Source organism: Sphingobacteriaceae bacterium, from assembly GCA_002319075.1.
Taxonomy (GTDB): Bacteria; Bacteroidota; Bacteroidia; order B-17B0; family Aurantibacillaceae; genus Aurantibacillus.
On the sequence record NVQB01000001.1, the window covers coordinates 3,876,373 to 3,893,297 of the forward strand.

Consider the following 16,925-nt stretch of genomic DNA (forward strand, 5'->3'; position numbering starts at 1 on the left):
TTCTTGTGCTCTTAAATTTTATAACACACAAACCACACAATGATTAAACATTTACACCTAAGTAAAACGTTACTTTTTTGCGCGTTAGTTATCTTATCCTTTAGCGGAATTTCACAAGAGTGGACCTGGATTCAAGGGGCAAACACGGTAAATAATTATGGAGTTTACGGAACTCCCTATAATGCCTTTGGCGCAAATACTCCCGGTGCGAGAAATGGTGCGGCATCGTGGACAGATAATGCTGGAAATTTGTGGCTCTTTGGCGGGGATGGAAATTCTGCGACTAATGGTGGTAGATTAAATGACCTGTGGAAATTTAATGTCATCACAAATGAGTGGGCATGGATAAAAGGTAGCAACCAGGCAAATCAAATGCCTAATTATGGCAGCCAGTCTGTACCAAGCTCAACTACTACTCCGGGAGCAAGGGCTTACAGTCTCACCTGGAAAGATGGTAACGGTAATTTATGGTTATTCGGTGGAGAGGGCTATGATAGTAATGGTTCGTTTGCTAATCTGAATGATCTATGGAAATTTGATATTACTACTTACAATTGGACCTGGGTAAGTGGAGCAACTACGATCAATCAATTTGGTAATTTTACCACGCAAGGTGTGGCTTCGTCCACAAATGTTCCGGGTGCAAGACGCTATTCTTCAGGTTGGGCCGATAATAGCGGCAACTTATGGGTTTTCGGCGGATATGGTTACGGTACTAGCGGAGGTGAGTATCACCTGAATGATTTATGGAAATACACTATTTCAACAAATCAATGGACATTTGTTAATGGAGGTACTTCAGCAAATCAAAATCCAGCCTATGGAACATTAGGGGTTGCCAGCTCAACTAACTTTCCGGGAAGCCGCTTCGGCGCCGTTGCTTGGAATGACAACAGTAATAATCTTTGGTTATTTGGAGGTTATGGCAGAGATGTAGCTAACGAGGTATTCTTAAGTGACATCTGGAAATACAATCCTTCTACAAATCAATGGACATGGATGGATGGACCCAGTACTGGAAATGAAGCAATAGCTGGCATAAAGGGCATCGTAAGTTCAACGGCAACTCCAGGAGGACGTTATCTTTCAAGTGCCTGGACAGGCACAGCAGGAAATCTTCTTATATACGGAGGCAATGGGGTAGGTGGTAATGATGGAGATCTTTGGCGTTACGATATTAGTTCAGGAAATTGGACCTGGTTAAGGGGAGCTTTGAATATGAAGTCTACCAGCGGACAACAAAATGTGTCTTCAGTTAACAATGAGGTCGGGGCAGCTTATAACCAGTGCGCCTGGAAAGATAATTCCAATAATCTTTGGTTATTTGGCGGACTTGCATATGATATTTTTGGATCATTCAGTAATACCAGTACCTTATGGAAAACCAATTTTCCTGCAACGGTTCCAACCGCGAGCTTCTCTTTTAATCAAACGGCAAACGTTTGTATTGGTACAAGAGTTAGTCTAATTAATCAGTCAACAAATTCCCCTGCATCATTCAATTATTATCTGGACGGCAATCTTTTTAGTTACAGTTCAGAGCCTGTAATTGCCAACGGTACCTTAGTACCTATAAGCGCAGGAATTCACACAGTATCCTTAGTAGTCTCTAATGCCGCCGGAACCAGTTCTTCCATTACTAAAACAATTTCTGTTTCATCTTTTGCAGCTGCAACTATTACCCGAACTCCTGGCGGTGTAGCAACCATCAACGTGGGATCAGGTCAAACTCCCAACAGCAGTTGGGCGCCCTGGGTATACACATTTGCAGATCCTATCCCCGCGGGGGCTACTATAACAAAAATAGATATGTCTTACGACGCGGTTGATCAGGGCTGGGGGGGAACTGGCGCAACGGCTGTGTTTCGTATTGAGGATGAAGATGTTTCAAGCGCTGTACTTTCGCACTCAAGCCAGTCTTTTAGCACCTCAGTTATAAAATCTGTTCCAAAATATAATTATGGCGGTTTTAACGCTCTCAAGGTTTATTTTGTGGGGTATTCAGGCTGGGAATCTTTTTACAACAACGTTACTCTAAATATTTATTACGAACGGTACGATATAAAAATTTGTGCGGGAAGCAGTACAAGTCTTACCGCTGCAGGTGGTAATTCGCGCTCCTGGTCGGGGGGCATCACAAATGGAGTTTCGTTTACACCCACAGTTTCGGCAATTTATACTGTTACATCTACAGAATTAAATGGCTGTCAGAATACCCAAACAGTTTCTGTTACACTGGATTCTCCCACGATTAGTATTTATAAAGGCGAAATATGTACTGGACAATCTTTTACGATTGTACCAAACGGAGCTCAAACCTACACCTACGTTGGCGGACTAACTGTAGTATCACCCACAATAAATACGACTTATTCTGTTACCGGAACAAGTTCTTTGGGTTGCGCTGCTTCTAACACCGGCGTGGTTACAGTCACTGTAAATTCGAACCCTACCATTTCAGCAAATAGCGGAAATTTATGCCCTGGAAATGTTTTTACAATAACTCCTTCAGGAGCCTTCACCTATACTATTGACGCTCCCTCATTTTTAGTTTCTCCAAGTATAACCACTACATATTCCATAACAGGAACAAGTAGTAAAGGGTGTGTATCCACGGCCAATGCAGCGCCAACAATCAGTCTCGCCACCTTGCCCATCGTTAGTGCCAGCGACGCCGCTATTTGTTATGGCGATACGTACACAATAGTTCCGAGTGGCGCATCAAGCTATACCTATTCCAGTGGTTCCAATACAGTGTCTCCTTTACTTACAACAAGCTATTCAATTTCGGGTACCAGCTCCTTAGGATGTATCTCCGCTTCCGCGGCAGTTATTAACCTGAGTGTAAATCCCCTTCCTTCTATTACTGCTGTTAGTGGCACTGTTTGCTCTGGAAACTTATTTATAATAAATGCCAGTGGAGCTCAAACATTCACTTTTTCTGGTGGTTCATCAGTGGTAAATCCAACGATTAATACCTCTTATTCAGTCACGGGCACCAGCAGCCTTGGTTGCCTTTCAGCAAGTGCAGCAGTGGCAAACGTCACAGTGCTTTCTTTGCCTTTGATAGCTGTCAATAGCGGAACTGTGTGCAGCGGAACATCGTTTACACTCACTCCCTCTGGCGCACTTACTTATACCTATCTAAATGGATCTGCTGTTGTTTCCCCCACAAGTACATCCAGCTATTCTATTATAGGAAAAGATGGTTTCGGCTGCGCTTCATCCATCCCGGCTATCGCCACTATAAGTGTTACCGCACCGCCCTCCGTTACTATCAGCGGACCAAACGCGGTATGCTCGGGTTCAACTATCTCTCAAACCGTAAGCGGTGCAACAACTTATTCATGGAGTACAGGGTCAACAAATACTTCCATTTCAATCAGTCCAACTATTACCACCATTTATACAGTTACGGGTACAGATGCAAGTTCAGGGTGTTCAAATACAGTAACCAAAACAATCGCCACGGGAAATCCGCCGGTTATTAACGTTAATAGCGGAAATATTTGCGCGGGTGCATCATTCACATTACTACCGAATGGAGCCTCTGCTTATACGATTTCAAACGGGATGAATTTTGTTTCTGCAGTAGTTTCACCCACTTCAAATACGAGTTACTATGTTTCTGGTACCAGCGCTTTAGGGTGCGTATCTACCAGCTCTGCCATATCCAACGTAATTGTAAATGCCGCTCCGCTAATTTCTGTCAATAGCGGTGGTATCTGTGCTGGAAATATATTTACGATGACTCCTACAGGTGCAAGCACATATACTTTTTCCAATGGTTCATCAACTGTTAGTCCCGCCGCTACTACAAGCTATTCGGTAACAGGCACGAACGTACTGGGTTGTGTGTCAACAATGGCGGCTGTTTCCACGGTTACCGTACATGCTATTCCCACTATAGGTATTTCTAATGGAACCGTTTGCGCCGGAAGTAATTTTAGTATCATGCCAACCGGAGCTTCCAGTTACACCATCGTTTCAGGCGCCGGACCAAGTTCGCCCTGGGTTACTCCCACATCCAACACCACCTATTCAATTTCTGGAACCACCCTTGCAGGATGCGTCTCCTCCAGTCCTGCAATTATGACCGTAAGTGTTATCGCATTGCCAACCATCAGTGTTAACAGCAGTTCTGTTTGTGCAGGCTCTGTTTTCACCCTCACTCCTTCAGGAGCATCTACCTATACATACTCCGGCGGATCAGCGACCGTTGCCCCTGTAAGTAATATTGCCTATTCTATAACAGGTACGAGTGCTGCCGGTTGCATTTCTTCTAATACGGCCGTTGCAACGCTAACTGTAATGGCAGTGCCTGTAGTATCTGTAAATAGTGGTTTTGTGTGCGCTGGAAGTGTTTTTACCATGGTTCCTTCAGGTGCCCTTTCTTACACGTTCTCAGCTAACTCTTCAACTGTTGCCCCCTTAACAAACACTTTTTACACAGTAAGTGGTTCTGATTCTCAGGGATGTGTCTCAGCATACGCAGCCATTGCAAATGTTGTAGTAAATGCTTTGCCAGCTGTCTCCATTCTAGGTAATTCTGTAATTTGTAAGGGAGAACAAACAAGTTTAATTGCTACAGGCGCTAGTTCATATACCTGGTCGGGTGTGGGTTCAAATGCCGTCTACATAGTTGCTCCTATTGTAAATACGGTTTATTCAGTTTCAGGAACCAATGCTAATAATTGTAAGAATACTGCCACCATTCAAATTGTAGTGAATTCGCTTCCGGTAATTAGTTTAAATTCCGGCACAGTTTGTCCTTCTGGAACATTTGCTCTCCAGGCTTCAGGAGCGCTTAGCTACACATACTCTGGTAACTCAAACGTGGTATCGCCAGTAATCACAAGTACTTATTCGGCCATCGGTACAGATCTTAATGGGTGTACATCCAGCATCCCTGCTGTAACTACGCTTACAGTAGTAAATAACATCAGCATTTCTGTAAGTGGTACAGGCAGTATTTGTGCTGGTCAATCCGCCAGTCTCTCTGTAACCGGAGCACCTTCTTACACATGGAGTAACGGCCAGTTAGCCAGTAGTATAGCTCCAACACCTTCTGGAAGCACAGTTTACTCTGTTATTGGTGCTGATGGTTCTTGTAAGGACACGGCCTTTATTTCAGTTCAGGTAAACATGCTCCCAGTGCTTGCAGTAAATAGTACAAATAGCGTGCTTTGCATGGGCCAAACAGCAACACTAACCACCACCGGCGCAACTACTTATTCCTGGACCGATGGAGGCTCTGATGCTTTGATAATAATCACACCAACTGCCACCACAATTTATACCGTAACCGGAACAGATCTTATTGGCTGTTCAAATAAACTAACTTTCATTCAAAATGTAAGTGAATGTGTGGGCTTTGAGTCTTCTAAAACAATGCTGACCTCCTTTTTGAACTTATATCCGAATCCTAATAATGGCCAATTCACTGTAGAAACCTCCCAAATACTCCATATGACTATAATCAATGCCTGGGGTCAAAAAATATTTGAAACACAGTTGTTTGAAGGTGAAAATCATATATTGCTTGAGGAGCAGGTAAAAGGCATTTATTTTGTTGAATTTAGACGGGGCTCGCAGATCAAGACCATTAAGGTTATCAAGCAATAGCTACGTAAAAAAGTCGCACGCTGATTTTTAAATTATTAAAGTTAAAGGGCACTTTTTAACTTTTAATACTACTTGTCAACATTCCGGAAAACATCTTACAAATCCTTGTAACTTTTTTCCTGTCGCTCCGTATATGTCCTTGATTATACCTGTTGTGTAATCCGAAAAATTGATTTAATTTTAGTACAATATTTTTATCCAAGAACTATGAAGAAATTCTATTTATTCCTATCACTTTCAATAATTTTTAACCTTGCTAATTTTCTCAGAGCTCAGTCAGAAATCTGGGGTGTAAATGCAAGTGGAGGAAGTGGATTTGGTACGCTTTACGGTATGCCAACAGGAGCAACATCACCCACAGCCTCATTTAACTTTGCAGGAAACCCAGGAAGTAACCCGCAGTATGCGAAGTTGTTGGAAGCTGCTAATGGAAAACTTTATGGTATGACAAATACCGGGGGTTTAAATAATGTGGGCGTGATATTTGAGTATGATACAGCAACAAACGCATACACCCGTAAAATAGATTTTATCTCTACCAATGGCGCCAATCCTAAAGGTTCATTGATACAAGCTGCGAATGGCAAGCTTTATGGTATGACCCAATTAGGCGGAGCAGGTAATTTTGGAGTGATTTTTGAATACGACATCGCAACCAATACACAAAGTGTTTTAGTGTCGTTTACAGGTAGTGTTGGTATTACGCTGGGTAGTTCACCAATGGGATCATTGTACCAGCCAGATCCAACAGTTACCAAACTATACGGGATGACACGTACTGGAGGTGCAAATAATTTAGGTGTTTTATTTGAATATGATTATGGAACAGGAACTTATACGAATAAGGTTTCTTTCACAGGTTCAACAGGCTTGTCGCAAGGGGCTTTACCTTTTGGTTCTTTAATTAAAGCAGTGTCTGCCAGTTCGTCCACTACTGCCCTTTATGGTTTGGCAAGCGCTGGAGGAACCAATAACATTGGAGTGCTTTTTGAATACGATTACGCAAATAACACTTATACAAAAAAAATAGATTTTTCTACTACCCTGGGCTCAAATCCGCAAGGCTCATTGCTTCTTGCTTCAAATGGTAGATTGTATGGTACCACTGTATCCAATGGAGGATCAACAGGTGGAGTGATTTTTGATTATGTTATCAGTTCGAATACCCTTACAAAATTAACGGACCTTACAATTGGTACTGGTAATATTGGAGGAGCGTCTCAGGGCGATTTATTAGAAGCGACAAACGGAAAAATTTACGGTCTTACGCGATTTGGCGGTTCAACCAATGCCGGTGTTATTTTTGAATACGATATCGCCATCCCTGCATCGCCTGTTTACACCAAAAAGGCTGACTTTTCTACTGCAAACGGTTCACTTCCTTTCGGTTCTTTAATCCAGGTTTCAACTGGCAAGTTATATGGATTCACTTCTGCCGGCGGAGCGGCAAGTGGTGGAATTATTTTCAAGTACAACATGTCGGCCACCTCATATTCCAAAACAATTGACTTAAACTCTTCAAACGGAGGGTCTCCTTCTGGAGGCTTAATGCAGGCTTCCAACGGGAAATTTTACGGACTTACTCCGATTGGAGGAACAAGTAATCTTGGAACTTTATATGAATATGATAGAACATCCAACACGTTCTTAAAGAAAGTTGACTTTACAGGGAATACGGGCGTTAACCCTGGTAATGCACCCTACGGCTCATTAATTCAGGTGGGCGCTTCAAAATTATATGGTGTAACATCTGCGGGCGGAACAACAGGAAACGGAACGCTTTTTAGTTATGATATTGCCACCGGAACGCATACTAAAATTATAGATTTAACAGGTGGAACCGGGTTAAATCAAGGTGGACAACCTTATGGTTCACTGGCGTTATACTCTAGCAGTACAAGCACTCTTAACGGCAGATTGTATGGTATAACCAAACAAGGCGGGACATCTAACCAGGGCGTTATATTTGAGTTTGACCCATCCACAAATGTGTATTCAAAAAAGTTAGATCTCACTTTAGCATCCGTAAATGGTTACAGCGCTTTTGGGTCGATGGTACAATCGGGAAATGTGTTTTATGGGATGACACAATTGGGTGGAACAAGTAGTTTCGGAACTATTTTCGAATACGATCCTACTACCAACACTTACACTAAAAAAGTAGATTTCACCGGAACCAGTGGAGCAGCTCCAGGAAGCCTTCCATTTGGCTCACTGGTTGAAACCGCCACTGTAGGCGTATTGTATGGTATGACCAGAACTGGTGGTGCTAACGACCTTGGTGTTATTTTCGAGTACAATGTTTCAACAAATACCTATTCTAAGAAGGTTGACTTATCGGCTTCAAATGGATCTTTGCCTTACGGATCGCTTATAAAAGCAGCCAATGGAAAACTATATGGCAAAACAAATTCAGGTGGCGCAAATGGTTCAGGTGTTCTTTTTGAGTACGACATTGCTACTTCAACCTATACTAAGAAAATAGATTTTTCAGTAGCAACAGGAAATAATCCAACTTATACACAACTGCTCGAGGTTTGTACAAAACCTCTTGCTCCAGGCTCTGTAGTTTCTAGTACAAACGCACTCTGTCAAGCAGATGCGGCAACTAAAAATTTTAGCATAGCTTTAATTCCGAATGCCACTTCTTACTCTTGGACGGTTCCTGCAGGGGGTGCGATTATTTCAGGAAGCACAACTTCTTCTATTGGAGCTGATTTTAGTGGTGTTGCTGCAGGAACTTTTACTTTTGCCGTGTCAGGTTTAAATGTCTGCGGATCGGGTTCTTTAAGTATCAATACTGTTACTGTTAATGCTTTACCAACGGTTTCAGTAAACAGCGGACCAGTGTGTGCCGGGTCAACATTCACCATTATTCCAGGCGGAGCCACTACTTATACTATCGAAGGCGGGTCTTCTTTGGTTTCTCCGTCATCTAACACAAACTATACGGTTATAGGAAGCAACGCTCTAGGCTGTCGTTCATCCAATACAGCTACTTGTTCTGTAGTTGTAAATAGTTTGCCAATTATTAGTGTTAACAGCGGAACAATTTGCGCAGGTGATGTATTTACGATCACTCCAACTGGGGTAGTAAGTTCTACTCCTTCTGGTGGATCTTTATTGGTTTCTCCGACAACTTCAACGTTTTACACTATAACAGGAACAGATGCAAACAATTGTGTTTCTGCTAATACCGCAACAGCAAATGTTAACGTAAATATTTTACCAACCATCGCTGTAACTAACGGAACTACCTGTGCCGGAGGAAATGTAACCATTACGCCATCGGGAGCAGGGGCAGGTGCCACTTACCAGGTTGGCTCATTTACCGGAGCAGGGCCATTTGTTTTTGCCCCAGGCAGCAGTACTATTTTGCCTGCAACAGCAACCACATCATTTGGTTGTTCATCCGCAAATTCTCCTTCGTCAACGGTAACGGTATACGCTCTTCCTATAATTTCGGTAAACAATCCAACTATGTGTTCGGGAACGAATGCTGTGATTATTCCTTCAGGTGCTGGGGTTTCAGGGACTTATACATCCGGAATTTTAAATGGAGCCGGACCCTTCACTGTCAATCCATCTTCTTCAACAACGTTTACAGTTTCGGGAAGTTCAGCTGAAGGCTGTATTTCTGTAGCTTCTGCAACATCAGCTGTTACTGTATATTCTCTGCCAGTAGTATCCGTGGCTAATGGTACGTCATGTGCCGGTTCGCCCTATACTATTACACCTTCAGGAGCGGCAAATTATACTTTTTCGGGAGGATCCACAGGAACTGGACTATCGTTAGTTGTATCACCAACAAGTAGTCAATCCTATTTTGTAAGTGGTGTTAGTTCTAATGGTTGTATATCTGCAAGCTCAGCAACTATGGGCGTAACAGTTTTTACTCTCCCAATCTTATTTGTAAATAGCGGAGCAGCATGTGAAGGAACAACATTCACTCTTACGCCTTCAGGTGGAACCAGCTTTACGATATTGCCAATGGGAACTACTACTAATTCAACCCTTGTTGTAACCGTTCCTTCCTCTAATACAAGTTATTCTGTTATGGGTGAAAATTTCGCAGGGTGTGTGGCTTCTTCAATGGCCGTTTCCAATCTAACTGTAAATTCTTTACCCTCCATTTCAGTTCAAAATGGAACAATATGTGCAGGAACAGTTTTCAATTCAACTGTTAGTGGAGCTATTTCTTACACTTACGTAACTACAAGTCCTTCATCAACTATAGTTGCATCTGGGTCAACGACTTTGAGTCCTTCTTCAAATCAACAATACTTCGTAACTGGTAGTGACGCAAATGGTTGTGTTAGTCCTTCCCAAACATTCAGTCTCGATGTTAATTCTCTACCTGTTGTTACGATTACCGGAACCAATGCTATTTGCGACGGAGACATTACGAACTTAACTGCCAGCGGAGCAGATACCTATATTTGGGCCACATCTACTAATTCAATCGTTGCTGTGAATCCTTCTGTTACCACGGTTTACACCGTAACAGGCACAGATCTTAACTCTTGTTCAAACACGGCGTCTTATACATTGGTTGTAAATCCATTACCTACAATAACACTTATCAGTGGAGCTATTTGTCCGGGTAATTCTTATTCTTTTACTCCAGGTGGAGCATCGACGTATACTTTTTCTAACGGTAGCAGCGTTGTTTCTCCAACTATAACTACCACTTATTCGGCCGTTGGTACTAGTTCAGCAGGTTGTGTGTCGCTTTTACCAGCTGTTGCAACAGTAAGTGTTGTAAATATTCTAACTGTAACTGTTAGTGGCAATACAATTGTTTGTGAAGGAGGTTCTGTTAATCTGACCGCAAATGGTGCTAGTACGTACAGCTGGAGCACAGGCACTCTGACAAACAGTTTGTCAACTATTCCATCTTCAAGTACAATTTATACAGTTATTGGTTCAAGCGGAACTTGTCACGATACCACCGTTGTGAATGTAACGGTGAATAATTTACCTAATGTTTCAGCCGTTTCAGACCGTACTTTAATTTGTGTATCTGAATCTGCACTATTAACTGCAGGTGGAGCTGTTAATTATGTTTGGGTGAACAATGCAACAACTTCTACAACCACTGTAGCACCAACTGTTGCCACTACTTATACAGTAAAAGGTACTGACGCCAATGGGTGCGAAAAAATAGCCAGTGTAACAGTATTGGTAAGTGCGTGTATTGGAATAAATGAGGTGTCGGCCCATGCAGTAAATTATGTGCTGTATCCTAATCCAAATGCAGGAGAGTTTACAATTGAAACAGGATCTTCTATTTCTGCTACCATTGTTAATGCTTTAGGTCAAATTGTTTTAGAGCAAAAACTTAACGAAGGAAAAAATAACATTAATCTGAATGAACAAGCCAAAGGAATTTATTTTGTTCAAATTAAAAATGGCAGTTCTGTTAAAACTATTAAGGTTGTAAAACAATAGATTTTAAGGTCTTAAACTACTATTATTTTAAAAAGCGGACCCTTCAGGGTTCGCTTTTTTGTTAAAACCATAATTCTGTTTTGTTAAAGCTTTTAATTAACTTTACCGTCTGTAAAATAATAGGTTTTTCGTATTTATTGAAACACTAGAAAATGAAAGTATATCTTGATAATGCCGCCACCACCCGTCTTGACGAAGAGGTTTTAAAAGCGATGATGCCTTTGCTTGCAGAGGACTTTGGAAATCCTTCTTCTATTCATTCTTTTGGTAGAAAAACCCGCGCCTCGATAGAAACAGCGAGAAAAATGGTTGCTAAACTTTTGAATGTAACTCCTGCGGAAATTTTCTTTACCTCCGGTGGTACGGAAGCAGATAACATGGCCATTCATCAAAGTATTGAAACATTCGGTATTACGCATGTTATTTCAAGTACTATAGAACACCATGCAGTTGAACACACGATTAAAGTTTTAGAGAAAGCCGGCAAAATAAAAGCGAGCTGGGTAAAAATTGATGAAAAAGGAAATGTTGATTTGGCAAACCTCGAAGAGCTTCTTAAAAATAATCCGAAAACACTTGTCTCTCTCATGCATGCGAATAATGAAATTGGCACCCTGCTTCCCCTAAAAGAAGTAGGTGAACTTTGCGAGAAATATGGGGCTATTTTCCATAGTGATACCGTGCAGACAATGGGGCACTACAGAATGGATCTGAGAGATCTAAAGGTGCATTTCGTAACTTGTGCTGCTCATAAATTTCACGGTCCTAAAGGTGTAGGTTTTTTATACATTAATCATTTGCATAAAATAACCCCTTTTATTCATGGTGGTGCGCAGGAAAGAAACATGCGCGGCGGAACAGAAAATGTTTCCGGAATTATTGGATTGGCAAAGGCACTTGAAATTTGTTTCAGAGAGATGGAAGACCACCAAAAGCATATCATGGAACTTAAAGATTACATGCGCGAAACCCTCATCGACAGAATTCCGGGAATTGAATTTAATGGAGAAGTAGATCATGATAAATCTTTATATACGGTACTCAATTGCCGTTTTCCAAATCATCCGGATGCTGAAATGATTTTATTTAATCTGGATATTATGGGTATTGCCGCCAGTGGTGGTAGCGCCTGCAGTAGCGGTAGCAACCAGGGAAGTCACGTTTTAAGAGGTTTGGGAATTGAGATGGAGCGCCCCTCGGTAAGATTTAGTTTTAGCAAATACACAACAAAAGAAGAAATAGATTTTGCGATTTCAAAAATTACAGAATTGTTTGCTGTGAAAGAAAAAGTATAAAAAGGAATTATTAGATTTAAAGAATAAATAAATTTTATGTCAGACATTAAAACAGTACTTGATACAACAAAAGCTTCCATGGAGAAAGCTATCTCTCATCTTGAATCAGAATTACAAAAGGTAAGAGCTGGAAAAGCCAATCCGGTTATGCTGGAAAACATCATGGTGGATTATTACGGCAGTAAAGTACCGATTAGTAATACGGCAAGTATCACTACGCAGGATGCGAGAACACTCATTATTCAACCCTGGGAAAAAAGCATGTTGACGCCTATTGAAAAAGGAATTCAAATGGCGAACCTGGGATTAAATCCTCAAAACGATGGTGTTTTAATTCGTATCATGGTGCCGCCTTTAACAGAAGAGCGTCGCAGAGATCTTACTAAAATGGCAAAAAGTTTAGGGGAAGACGCAAAAGTGGGAATTCGTACAACCCGCAAAGAAGCGATGGAACAAATAAAGAAACTTCAAAAAGATGGTTTGCCTGAAGACGAAGCTAAAACGGGAGAAACCCAGGTGCAGACTTTAACCGATGCACACGTAGTAAAGGTGGATAAACACATCGAACAAAAAGAAAAAGAAATTATGACGGTTTAGTCATTGAACCTATTTCAAGAAAAAACCCGTCCCAACTATGGTTGGGGACGGGTTTTTTGTTAATTAAAATTTTGAATGTGATTTTAGTCTTGCAAATTTATAAGTCAACTAATCTTATCCAAACAAATATATAAATTGGGTTAGAATCGCAATAATTTAATTAACAGGAAAAAATTAAGCTAACTTTACGTTAACAGCGTTTAATCCTTTTTTACCTTCTTGAATTTCAAAAACAACTTCGTCGTTTTCACGGATTTCTTCTTTAATACCAGAAACGTGAACGAAAACTTCTTTTCCGGAACCTTCAACTTTAATGAATCCGAAACCTTTTGTTTGGTTGAAAAACTTTACTGTACCTTTTTCCATTTTTTTACTTTTTATTTTTTTCCCTTTTTTATTACTAATAAATAGGGCTGAGAAAAAAGGGGATGACTCAACACTATTAAATCTTTAAATCTGATTATTTAAAATCTGATCACATCTAATCGCATCTGGTTGCAAGTGTTTACTAATTCTTAAAAAATTGAAATTAAACGAATTGCAAAGGGGAGAAATCGGAGATAATAAGAATTTAAATAATATTCGTTTAAAAGATTAAGACAAATTTAATTATATAATCTGAAAATCCAAATTTTCCGTCGGCATAGCTTTATTTTCATTAGAATTATTAAGAATTCCGGGAATGAGGGGATAAATTGGGCGGCAATAACGGCTATTTTGATTTTTTGTTTATTTTAGCGCCACACAAACCCAAATGACAAAACCTTCCGGTCTTATTTACGCCCTAGCGGTAGGGATTTTAATGATGCTTTATGCTTGTAAAAAAGGAGAAAACGATCCGGCCGTGTCGTTACTCACACGCAAGGCGCGACTTACCGGAGAATGGAAGATGACCAGCGGCAAAGCCATCTATACCCAATACACCAGCAAAGCTTTGTATACTTTTGATGGGAACAGCTACACCGCTACCATTATAGAGAGTAATAAAAGTAAAAACACCAGCGGAGACTACTCTGTTAGGCTCACCATACGCAGGGACGGGGACTTTAAAGCAAAGGAAATTTATGGCCCAACCATGCTGGATTGCGAAGGAATCTGGGCATTTAATACGGGCGTTGGAAAACAAAAAGCTAAAGAAGCTACAGCGTTTTCTATAACCAAAGTAAATGAAGGCCTCATTACAAGCTGTTTTTTTAACAGAATCAGTCCTGCCTTTATTTACACACTAAAAGAGCTTCGGAATAATAAACTTGTGCTTACTTCTTCAGGAAGAATTTTATCAGATACTAAAGGCAATTACGCCAGTTTAACCACCGAATACACTTTTGAGAAATAATTGAAACTACTTATCAGGGTCAATGGAGCGATAATTATGAGGAAAAGAAAGATATTTTACGTGCTGCTTTTAACGGCTTTTTTATTCTCCTGTAAAAAGGGTGAGAAGGATCCTTTTTTGTCTCTCAGCACTCGTAAAGCACGCCTTGAGGGTGATTGGAAACTTGTGAAAGGGCATTTGAAATTTACTTATGAAAAGGATGGCAACACGCTTTACGAAGATAACAGCACTTTGACGGAAGATTATTTTACAAGTGTAAACGATTTAGACGGTTCAACCTTAGAAGGGAAATACAAGCTTCAAATTTCATTTACAAAAGACGGGGATTTTAGTTTCTTACAACTGATCGAATCAAACACTGTAAGCGGTAACGGAACATGGGATTTTTTACGGGCGAGTGGCAAATACAAAAACAAAGAACGCGTGAGTTTTAAGCCAAACGCTATTGGCGGCGGCTCTTACTGGATGGATGCATTTAATAAATCAGTAAATTATTTTATATATGAAATATCGGAGTTGAGAAAAGACAAGATGGTATTAAAGGTTGACAAAGAAGTGTTAGATGTGAACAGCAAAGATGGGATTACTTGCTACGTAACATCGGAGTACACATTCGCTCAAAAATAAAAACTAAACACTAAAAACTATGCAAAAAAAGATTTCACTGGTAATATTGGCAATACTTACGCTTTGCTTTACCGAATGTAAAAAAGGCGAAGATGATCCTGTCATTTCTTTAAGAACAAGAAAAGCTCGGGCAGCGGGGGAGTGGCGATTGGTAAGCGGAAATGCTTCTTACACAGCCAAAGGTTATAACGAAGATTATGCTTTTGACGGGACAAACGTAACGGCAAACTATACTTCTGTCACCCCTATAATTTATACCGGGCGATACATACTTAACTTAACTATTTCAAAAGACGGTAAATTTACATTTAAAGAAGTAGTTGCCGGACTGAGCCTGGAGGCCGGTGGCGACTGGACCTTTAACAAAGGCGGAGGAGAGGATAAAAAGAAAGAAGATTTTATTTTCACCATTACTTCTGTTTCTAAGGGCAGCACAAATGAACTTCATTTTTTTAACCGGTTGAATACAAACTTTACTTACCAGATAAAAGAGCTTAGAAATAAACGCCTGGTAATTCACTCTGCGGGTACTTTCTATACAGACTCAAAAGGTAATTACTCAACTTTGTCTACCGATTACGTCTTTCAACAATAATAGTATGCGAACCTTAAAGTGGGCTTTGCCTTCACTCTTCTTGTTTTTTCTGATCACTTCGTGTAAAAAAGGGGAAGACGATCCTGCATTTACACTCCTGTCGCGTAAAGCAAGGGTTGCAGGTGAATGGAAACTGGCGGAAGGAAATATTACCCTGGGTGTTAAAGATGCAAGTGGAATTTACGCTGTACACATATACAAACTCAAAGATAATGGTTATACCCGTAAAGATCCGGGAAGAGGCGCCAGTTTTGAAGGAGACTACAATCTTTCTCTGATTTTTACTAAAGACGGTAAATTTTCGATGACCCAATTATTAGATTCTTTAAACTTTGCATTTAAAGGAAGCTGGCAGTTTGAAGGTAAAAGTAGCAGCGCCAAAAATAAAGAAAGAATTAATCTTCAGCTCGATAAAGGCAATAATAGCTCAGGTTACTATGCCGCATTCAATAAATCTTTGACAAATTTTAAATACCGCATAAAAGAACTCAGAAATAAAAAAATGGTGCTTACGTGCACGGAAGAGATGCTTGATCTGAATAGTACTTACGGATTGTATGTAACTGCAGAATATACTTTTGTTCAGTAGTATTACATTCTGAAAAGTCCGTACTTTAAAATACAGTAAATGGCTCGGAAGCCATCTTTCCAGCCGATTTTTTTTCCTTCTTCATACGTACGCCCGTAATAAGAAATGCCTACCTCGTATATTCTCACATTTGGAATGCGCGCCACTTTTGCAGTGACTTCCGGTTCAAATCCAAAGCGTTTTTCTTTTAATTGAAGGCCTTTTACCAGATCTGCTCTGAATAGTTTATAGCAAGTTTCCATATCTGTTAAGTTAAGATTGGTAAACATATTGCTTAGGGTAGTCAATAATTTGTTTCCGATAGAATGCCAGAAAAAAAGAATGCGGTGAGGCTGATGTCCTACAAAGCGACTGCCATATACGACATCGCCCATGCCATTTAAAATGGGTTTTAAAAGCAAATTGTATTCTTCGGGGTCGTACTCCAGATCTGCATCCTGTATGATGATATAGTCGCCGGTAGCTTCTGCAATGCCTGTATGCAATGCGGCGCCTTTTCCTTTATTAACTTCATGTTTTCTATATTGAATGTTGAGGTCTTTATTAGATGCCTGGTAATTCAATATCGCTTGTTCAGTATCATCTTTTGAGCAGTCGTTTACAATTATCACTTCTTTTTCAAAACCGCCTTCTAAAACAACCGTTTTAATTTTATTTAAAATCAGGTGAATAGTTTTTCCTTCATTGTAAGCAGGTATTACTATTGATAATTTCATAGGGAATTTTCATTTGCTTTTTTATTGTCATATGGTATAGCCATTTTGTCTTCTCTCTTACGTGTTTGGCAAAATGGCTGTTTCATGGACGGGG

The 16,925-nt window shown here is 40.4% G+C and carries 10 protein-coding genes; 8 read left to right on the forward strand and 2 right to left on the reverse strand.

Annotated elements, in window-relative coordinates; genetic code table 11:
- Positions 1–39: 39 nt before the first annotated feature.
- From CNR22_16770 to CNR22_16785, 4 genes are all read left to right on the forward strand, one after another.
- A complete protein-coding gene (locus CNR22_16770; GenBank protein ID PBQ33361.1) occupies positions 40–5,625 on the forward strand; it encodes a hypothetical protein in 5,586 nt (1,861 codons plus the stop codon).
- A 207-nt stretch (positions 5,626–5,832) separates the two neighbouring features.
- On the forward strand, positions 5,833–11,076 hold the full coding sequence (locus CNR22_16775; GenBank protein ID PBQ33362.1) for a hypothetical protein: 5,244 nt from the start codon (positions 5,833–5,835) through the stop codon (positions 11,074–11,076).
- Between the two features lie 152 nt (positions 11,077–11,228).
- Positions 11,229–12,371, forward strand: a complete 1,143-nt coding sequence (locus CNR22_16780) for a cysteine desulfurase (GenBank protein PBQ33363.1) — start codon at positions 11,229–11,231, stop codon at positions 12,369–12,371.
- Positions 12,372–12,407: 36 nt separating this feature from the next.
- Positions 12,408–12,968, forward strand: a complete 561-nt coding sequence (locus CNR22_16785; GenBank protein ID PBQ33364.1) for a ribosome recycling factor — start codon at positions 12,408–12,410, stop codon at positions 12,966–12,968.
- Positions 12,969–13,142: 174 nt separating this feature from the next.
- On the opposite strand, the gene CNR22_16790 is transcribed toward CNR22_16785, so the two are convergent.
- Complete coding sequence (locus tag CNR22_16790) at positions 13,143–13,334, reverse strand: cold-shock protein (GenBank protein ID PBQ33365.1); 192 nt, start codon at positions 13,332–13,334, stop codon at positions 13,143–13,145.
- A gap of 388 nt (positions 13,335–13,722) precedes the next feature.
- Here CNR22_16790 and CNR22_16795 point away from each other — a divergent pair, with 388 nt between their 5' ends.
- The 4 genes from CNR22_16795 to CNR22_16810 are packed head-to-tail and all read left to right on the forward strand — an operon-like array spanning position 13,723 to position 16,115.
- Positions 13,723–14,304, forward strand: a complete 582-nt coding sequence (locus CNR22_16795; protein ID PBQ33366.1) for a hypothetical protein — start codon at positions 13,723–13,725, stop codon at positions 14,302–14,304.
- 36 nt (positions 14,305–14,340) lie between these two features.
- Entirely contained in the window at positions 14,341–14,931 is a 591-nt protein-coding gene (locus tag CNR22_16800) for a hypothetical protein (protein ID PBQ33367.1), read from the forward strand.
- Between the two features lie 19 nt (positions 14,932–14,950).
- Positions 14,951–15,526: a hypothetical protein gene (locus tag CNR22_16805; GenBank protein ID PBQ33368.1), complete on the forward strand. Its 576-nt coding sequence runs from the start codon at positions 14,951–14,953 to the stop codon at positions 15,524–15,526.
- A gap of 4 nt (positions 15,527–15,530) precedes the next feature.
- On the forward strand, positions 15,531–16,115 hold the full coding sequence (locus CNR22_16810; GenBank protein PBQ33369.1) for a hypothetical protein: 585 nt from the start codon (positions 15,531–15,533) through the stop codon (positions 16,113–16,115).
- Between the two features lie 2 nt (positions 16,116–16,117).
- Here CNR22_16810 and CNR22_16815 read toward each other — a convergent pair whose 3' ends face one another.
- Positions 16,118–16,831: a glycosyl transferase gene (locus CNR22_16815; protein PBQ33370.1), complete on the reverse strand. Its 714-nt coding sequence runs from the start codon at positions 16,829–16,831 to the stop codon at positions 16,118–16,120.
- Positions 16,832–16,925 lie beyond the last annotated feature (94 nt).